The sequence below is a fragment of the Pseudolactococcus raffinolactis NBRC 100932 genome (assembly GCF_001591765.1).
In the GTDB taxonomy this organism is placed as follows: domain Bacteria; phylum Bacillota; class Bacilli; order Lactobacillales; family Streptococcaceae; genus Pseudolactococcus; species Pseudolactococcus raffinolactis.
The window spans coordinates 1-1,343 of sequence record NZ_BCVN01000085.1 but is presented as its reverse complement, the minus strand read 5'-3'; the positions used below and the strand labels follow the sequence as shown (position 1 = coordinate 1,343).

Sequence of the window (1,343 nt, the reverse complement as noted above, 5' to 3'; positions counted from 1 at the left end):
GAAATTCTGCTTTAAATCATATTGGGGTATCACAAATACTTTACAAATATGTTTTGCGTCGCAGCAAAAACCAGCAAATTAGGCTTAGTATAACAGAGATAATCAGCACAGCAAAAACACCATAAGAAGATTTTTCAAACGGGCCATCGACATTGACTCCCCAAAAACCAAAAATGATTGCTGGAATAGTCAAAACGATTGATATCTCTGTTAGAGTTTTCATAATCATGTTTAGCTGATACGAAATCATATTGTTTATCATATTTTCCAAATGATCCAAATATTGACTGTAACCTAAAATAATTCTATCCATTGTGTCGCTTGTATTGTATATCTCATCAATTATTTTTTGGGTGGTAAAATCAATATCATTAATAGTTGTAAAATTTTTTTTAATGAAATCCAGCGCTTTGTGATTAGCGCCATAGGTTGTTGACAAAGCTATCATGTATTTTTGAAGAGTCAATAAATCACCAAACGTTGGTCTGAGTGAACCGGACGTTGATATTTCTGAGTCTAAATCATCAATTTTTTCCTTGACTCCACGAAGGTCGTCAAGCATCACATGGAAATCTTTTTGCATGATCTTTAAAAGTACTTCCTGCATGAAATTATCGACATCATGTAAAACCATATTGGATAAGAGTTCGGGAATGAATTTTAATTTTTGTTTTGTAAAAATTATCAACTTATTTTTAAATACCAAGAAAACAACAGATGTCGTCAGATTATCTAGATGCCCACCTTCATGTATCTCGGGAAACAAAAAACTTACGAGCAAACTTTTTTCATCGTTCTGATCTATCATCGTGTCATATGCAACTCGATCATCAAACGTTAGTATATTGTCTATGTTAAAGTCAGATTTATGTTCAAAAGATTCGATATATTCTCGTTCGTCACCATACACATAAACAACAGACGAATTTTTGATATTTGATTCTGACGAAACTAATAATGTATTTTTTGTTAAAGAATAAGTTTTCAGCATTGTAATCCTCCTGCTTTATATTTTTCTCAAAAATAAATGCGTAATTGTTGTGGAATAAATACGTTATCAGTTTTAAAAACATTTTGTCTTATGTATGATAACCTGCCAAAAATTTTATCTCACACATTATCTAGACAATCTTGTCTCCAGCTTCTAATGTATTATCTAATTTGTAATTATAGACCCTAAACAAACATCTTTTGTAAAAAGCCTTTTTTCTGTTCTTTCAACAAATCTAACTTACGTTGATGAAGAGCGATAGTGTCATCTAGCCGTTTGAAGAATGAGCCTATTTTTTGTTGTTCTTCATTAGAAAGCGCACGACCTATATGACTTATAATAGCACACTTAC

The 1,343-nt window shown here is 31.6% G+C and carries 1 protein-coding gene; it reads right to left on the bottom strand.

From position 1 onward, the window contains the following. Positions 1–40 precede the first annotated feature (40 nt). Positions 41–991 carry a magnesium transporter CorA family protein gene (locus LRA01S_RS10505; RefSeq protein ID WP_003131454.1) on the bottom strand — a complete coding sequence of 317 codons (951 nt, stop codon included), beginning with the start codon at positions 989–991 and terminating at the stop codon, positions 41–43. Positions 992–1,343 lie beyond the last annotated feature (352 nt).